Source organism: Tunicatimonas sp. (genome assembly GCF_049647865.1).
Classification (GTDB): Bacteria; Bacteroidota; Bacteroidia; order Cytophagales; family Cyclobacteriaceae; genus Tunicatimonas.
Map to the genome: position 1 here is coordinate 1 of NZ_JBARYM010000500.1, position 5,105 is coordinate 5,105.

General features: G+C 44.8%; 5 protein-coding genes and 1 pseudogene. 4 read left to right on the forward strand and 2 right to left on the reverse strand.

What is annotated here, in order from left to right; genetic code table 11:
- Positions 1 to 366, forward strand: a 366-nt coding sequence (locus WBA23_RS14790) for a phosphotransferase (RefSeq protein ID WP_424583054.1), incomplete at its 5' end; no start/stop codon positions are given.
- Between the two features lie 5 nt (positions 367 to 371).
- Positions 372 to 1,673 carry an ADP-ribosylglycohydrolase family protein gene (locus WBA23_RS14795; RefSeq protein ID WP_424583055.1) on the forward strand — a complete coding sequence of 434 codons (1,302 nt, stop codon included), beginning with the start codon at positions 372 to 374 and terminating at the stop codon, positions 1,671 to 1,673.
- A 106-nt stretch (positions 1,674 to 1,779) separates the two neighbouring features.
- Here the strand turns inward: WBA23_RS14795 and WBA23_RS14800 are convergent, their stop codons facing one another.
- Complete coding sequence (locus WBA23_RS14800; RefSeq protein WP_424583056.1) at positions 1,780 to 2,895, reverse strand: DUF1573 domain-containing protein; 1,116 nt, start codon at positions 2,893 to 2,895, stop codon at positions 1,780 to 1,782.
- Between the two features lie 191 nt (positions 2,896 to 3,086).
- Here WBA23_RS14800 and trpS point away from each other — a divergent pair, with 191 nt between their 5' ends.
- Complete coding sequence (gene trpS / locus WBA23_RS14805; RefSeq protein ID WP_424583057.1) at positions 3,087 to 4,055, forward strand: tryptophan--tRNA ligase; 969 nt, start codon at positions 3,087 to 3,089, stop codon at positions 4,053 to 4,055.
- Between the two features lie 62 nt (positions 4,056 to 4,117).
- Positions 4,118 to 4,435 (forward strand): hypothetical protein, encoded by a 318-nt coding sequence (locus WBA23_RS14810; protein ID WP_424583058.1) that lies wholly within the window; start codon positions 4,118 to 4,120, stop codon positions 4,433 to 4,435.
- A gap of 18 nt (positions 4,436 to 4,453) precedes the next feature.
- On the opposite strand, the pseudogene WBA23_RS14815 reads toward WBA23_RS14810, so the two are convergent.
- Positions 4,454 to 5,105 (reverse strand): annotated as a pseudogene (locus tag WBA23_RS14815) (M1 family peptidase); the annotation flags it as partial.

The window sequence follows — 5,105 nt, forward strand, 5'->3', positions numbered from 1 at the left end:
GAACAGTATCTAGCTACCGGAACAACTCTGTTGCACGGCGATTACTATCCCGGTAGTTGGCTGAAAACGACTTCTGGAATTAGTATTATTGACCCTGAATTTGCCTTTTTGGGAGATGCTGAATTTGATGTTGTGGTGATGATCGCTCATCTTACTATGGCTGAAACCCCATTGAAGCTAATTGACCAAGTGCTTAGGGAGTATGAGCAATCTGACGGCGGCTACCGCAATTCGCTCCAGCGAGCATTCAGCGGCGTAGAAATTCTACGCAGAATCATTGGATTAGCTCAGTTGCCATTGTCTCTTTCGCTAGAGGAGAAAAGTAGTTTATTAAAGCGAGCCGCCGATTGGGTTCGGCAGTACTAAACGACATGAATAATCGTCTTTCTATACTGGCAGTCATCATCATTTATATCGGAAGTTGTACTTCTCTCTCCGAAAAAGAGCAACCAGCGTCATCAACGGATAGCACTGCCTTGGCTGGGAAGAATAAACAATCTCTAGCCCTTTCCCGAGATGAATTATACGATAAAGTGCTGGGCATGCTAGTCGGCTCCGCTATTGGCGATGCCATGGGAGCACCTACCGAAATGTGGTTACGGGAAGATATTGTGACGGACTATGGCTTTGTAGATAAGCTGGATACGATGGTGCGCGAACCCTCCGCCGAAGGCACCTGGGACTACAATCTGCCGGCCGGAGGCACTACCGACGATACCCGCTGGAAAAAGCTGCTTACCGAGTTTTTGCTCACTCAATCAGAAGACCTTGATGCCGAAGACTTTGCGAAATATATTTTAGAAAAATACGAGCAAGAAATTCAGCAACTCCAGCAAACCGATGGCTTTGATCCCGAACCTTTTGAAGTGAGTGTTCGGCGGATGGCTTGGCTCCAGGAGTGGGCGAAAGTGGCCAAACCCTACGCCGAGCGCAATTTAGACGAATATGCTTTTGCGCTTAGTCAGTTCTATGGCGGGGAAATGACTTGTGCCGGAATGCTGTACGCTCCCAGCATTGGGTCGTTTTATCCGGCTCAGCCCGAACGAGCGTACCGAGAAACCTACAAACTGGCTATTTTTGATCTGGGCTTTGCCCGTGATATTAGTGGCTTAGTAGGCGCAATGGTGGCCGCCGCAATGCAGCCCCAACCTACTCCCGAAACAGTCATCAATACCTTGCGCGATGTAGATCCCCACGGCTACTTCAAAAGTCGGCTAGTGGGGCGAACGGCTTATCGCTTGCTGAAGGATGCCCGCCGGATTGTTCGTCAAGCAAAACAACCCCTGCCCGAAGGAGAAGAAATAAGCATTGAAATTCCCGCTAATTCAACCTTTGATACGCTCACCTTTTGGCAGATGCAACGCGCGTTCTTATTGCTGGATGCTAGAAACCAGGATCTACCCTTTCACGCCGGAGAGATTTTTCTGGTAAACCTAACCGCCCTGCTGTTCTGCGATTTTGACTTTGCCCAATCCATGGCATTCGTCGTAAATTTTGGTCGGGACAATGATACCACGGCAGCGGTGACCGGAGCTATTCTGGGAGCCTATTGGGGAGCTAATCAACTTCCTCAAGAAATGGTAAACTCGGTTTTATCAGTGAACGATACAATGCTAGATACCAATTTGGAAGAACTGGCTAATCAACTGACGGATAAGATACTATCTCACTGATTGGTTTTGTCGGATGAGTAAGCGAATTCCGGCATCTCCTGCACTTAAAAAGAGGGAGACCCCAGAATTCGTTACACTTATCCGGGGATACTTTCAATTCCGCCTCTTACTGACTTGCTGGGGCATCCACATTTGCAGAAATGCTTACCTGCTGAGTAGGAGCTGAAGGATCATTAGAGAAAACAGTAATCACTTTGTTCTGCTTGCCACGTCGCCCGCGGGGATTAAACGTCACGCTAATTTTGCTGCTTTCACCAGGAGCTAATGTGTTTTTATCTGGATTAGAAACGGTGCAGCCACAGTTAGCTTTAGTGGCCCGAATATTCAAATCGCTTTTTCCGGTGTTAGTGAAAGTGAAATTAGTGGATACCTTCCCATCCTGTGAAATTTTGCCAAAATCGTGCTTCTTTTCTGCAAAAGTTAACTTGGGAGCTTTAGCTAATTGATCTTCAGTTAGTGGCTCAAAGTGTTCTTCTACCGTAGCCATTACCGTGAATTCTTTCAGGCTGTCTTCTGCTTCGTCGGTAAACAGACGGATACGATCAGTAGAGAAACCTAATCGCTTGCGCTGTACCGCATCGGTAGCATCGTAAGTTACTTGGATGGTCCCCTTTTGCTTAGGTTGCAATGTTTGAGGTTGAATATCAACCGAAATATGACCGGGCGTAACTACATTGGTAGCGAACGTTACCGGTTCATTACTATCGTTAAAAACCTCAAAGTTTTTCTCAGCTGGTTCGTTAGTCAAAACTTTGCCCATGTTGAATGAACGGTACTTCACCCGAAGTTTACCCATTGCAGTGGGGTAATCATCCTGCGGAGTTTTAGGCTTAGGATTCACGTTTCCTTTAATGTACAGTACGTTGGTACTAGGCTCAGCATTAGAAGTAACCGTAATAGATTTGCGGAACGCGCCCGGACGATTTTTAGGATTGTACTGGGCTACAACGGTTCCCTTCTCACCGGGAGCTATCGGTTCTTTCGTCCAACTGGGAGTGGTACATCCGCAAGAAGCCTTCACATTGCTAACAATAACTGGAGCTTTTCCGGTATTGGTAAATATAAACTCATGTGAAATAGGGCCGCCTTCTTCTTTCACCGTACCGAAATCGTGGTCGTTAGTTTCAAAAGTTAAAACCGGACTTTGGGCAGTCGCCACCGTGGATATGGTGATACTTATTGCCAGCAAAAATGTGAACACAAATGATAGTTGCTTTTTCATGGTTCGAGTTTGATTTTATGCTTTATTAGATGTATGAACAATTATTATGCGAGGTATTTACTTCTACACAACGACATAAATTTATCTATCATCTATTTTCGCAAAACGAATTTATATCTAAAAGTTCAGACGTAGTTCTATTTTTCGGTTATACGTGATATTTTACCTTATTTTGCAGAAAAAGAGACAATATGGCACGCATACTTACGGGAATACAGAGTTCGGGAAAACCGCACTTAGGCAATATTTTGGGAGCGATTCAGCCCGCTATTCAGCTTTCTCGCGATAAAAGCAATGAATCCTTTTTCTTCATTGCCGATTTACATTCGCTCACTACTATTAAAGATGCTGAAACCCGTCAGGCCAACGTAAACGCCGTAGCGGCAGCTTGGTTAGCCTGTGGTTTTGATACCGAGAAAAATGCTTTTTATCGACAATCTAAGATTCCCCAAGTTTGCGAACTGACCTGGTATTTGAACTGCCTCACACCTTACCCAATGCTGGCGAACGCCCACTCGTTCAAAGATAAAGCCGACCGTCTGGCCGATGTGAACGCCGGACTATTCACTTATCCGGTACTCATGGCTTCCGATATTATTTTATATGATGCGAATTTTGTACCGGTAGGTAAAGACCAGCAACAGCATCTGGAAATGACCCGGGATATGGCCTCGACCTTTAATCATCAGTACGGCGAAACTTTCGTAATTCCCGAAGCTAAAATTGACGAAAGCCGCATGGTGATTCCTGGCACCGATGGGCAAAAGATGAGTAAGTCGTACCAAAATACGATCGATATTTTTCTGCCTGAGAAGAAACTGCGTAAGCAAATTATGTCTATTAAAACCGACAGTATTCCCTTGGAAGAGCCAAAAAAGACCGAAGGCGACACGGTGTTCGCTCTTTACAGTTTACTGGCTACCGACCAGCAAATAGGAGATATGCGAGCTAATTACAAAGGAGGCAATTACGGCTACGGTCATGCCAAGCAAGCGTTGTTTGAGCTAATCCGGGATCACTTTTCCGAAGAGCGAGAAAAGTACGATTACTATATGAATAACCTGCCTGAACTGCACCAGGAGCTGGAAAAAGGTGAGGCTAAAGCGCGCGAGGTTGCTTTAGAGGTGTTAGATAGAGTTCGGGGGAAATTAGGGTACTGATTTGTTCTATCACAAAAGTCTATAGATTTCGTTATATTTATGCAGCAACAGAAGACTGGTTCATGAATTACGCTAAAGTACACGAAGCATTACGAAAAGTCCACAGCCCTGAAGATGCCGAATCGATTATTCAAGGATTCAACGATTTAGAAGTACAAAATCTTGATAAGCTCAAAGACGTGTTTGCTACTAAGCAAGATTTGTATGATACCAGAGAAATGTTATTAGACAAAATTAATGAATCAGAAAAAAGATTATCAGATAAGATAGATAATAAAATAGACGATAAAATTAATAAGGTCTATTGGTTTTTAATAGGGCAGACTGCCGCTTTGATAATGTTATTTTTAGCAATTCTCCGGTTGGTAGATGCCGTTTAAGAGATAAACGCTTTGTGCCTATTCCTCACGACTTTCTTCATTCTTAAATTTCTCGAAACGTGATTTTTCTTCTTTCCGAGGAAACACATTGTCGGCAACATCGGCATCGGCCGTGCCCCGGTCGGGATCTAAGGTAATCTTCACCACCTCTTTGTCTTTAGCAAATACTTTGGTAGCCTGTTGCTCGTTTTTCCGCCATATCTCCGCCGGAATATACTCAGTTTCGGTAGTGCCATCGGCGTAAGTAAATTCTACCAACAGTGGGGTTACCAATCCACCTTCATTGTTAAACGTTACTTCATACAGGTTCTTTTCGCCGTAATTTCGGCGAACCTCGTCATCATTCGTACGATTGCGAAACTCGCCGAAGTAACGGTCATCAGTGTCGGTGATGGTTATTTCTTGCGGGGAATCCGGCCAATCTTTGGAATTTTTACCTTCTTCGCTATCCTGGCTCATAGTGCTTTCATCAGCCGAAACTGTTTTTTCCACTTCAGTTTCGGGGTTAGCAATACGATACCATTTCACATCATCCACTGCTATATCCACGTAATCAGTAGTGTAGAACCAGCCACGCCAGAACCAATCTAGGTCTACTGCCGAAGCATCTTCCATGGTGCGGAAAAAATCGGCGGGGCCGGGTTGCTTAAACTTCCAGCGCTGGGCGTAT